The organism is Streptomyces sp. BE303, assembly GCF_036290945.1.
GTDB lineage: Bacteria > Actinomycetota > Actinomycetes > Streptomycetales > Streptomycetaceae > Kitasatospora.
Map to the genome: position 1 here is coordinate 1 of NZ_JAQYWZ010000049.1, position 489 is coordinate 489.

Genomic DNA, 489 nt, shown 5'->3' on the forward strand with positions numbered 1-489 from the left:
GGGCCCCCCCCCAACCCCAAACAAACACCCCCCAAAAATAAAAAATAACAAACACAAAAAAAAAAACAAAACAACACCAACAAAACAAAAAAAAAAAAAAAAAAAAAAAAAAAAAAAACAAAACAAAAAAAAAAAAAAAAACAAAAAAAAAAAAACAAACAACCCCCACCACCAAAAAAAAAAAAAAAAAAAACAACCAAAAAAAAAAAACAAAACAACCCAACCCAAAAAAAAAAAAAAAAAAAAAAAAAAAACAAAAAATAAAAAAAAAAACAAAAAAAAAACAAAAAACACCCAACCAAAAAAAAAAAAAAAAAAAACAAAAAAAAAAAAAAAAAAAAAAAAAAAAAACAAAAAAAAACAAAAAAAAAAAAAAAACAAAAAACCCCAAAAAAAAAAAAAAAAAAAAAAACACCAAAAAAACACCAAAAAAACCACCCCCCAAAAAACAACAATAAAAAAAAAAAAAAAAAAAAAAAAAAACCAAAA

The 489-nt window shown here is 19.2% G+C and carries 1 protein-coding gene; it reads left to right on the top strand.

The genetic code is table 11. The features are described from left to right. A partial coding sequence (locus tag PUR56_RS43105) for a hypothetical protein (RefSeq protein WP_329947331.1) occupies positions 1-489 on the top strand: 489 nt, incomplete at both ends.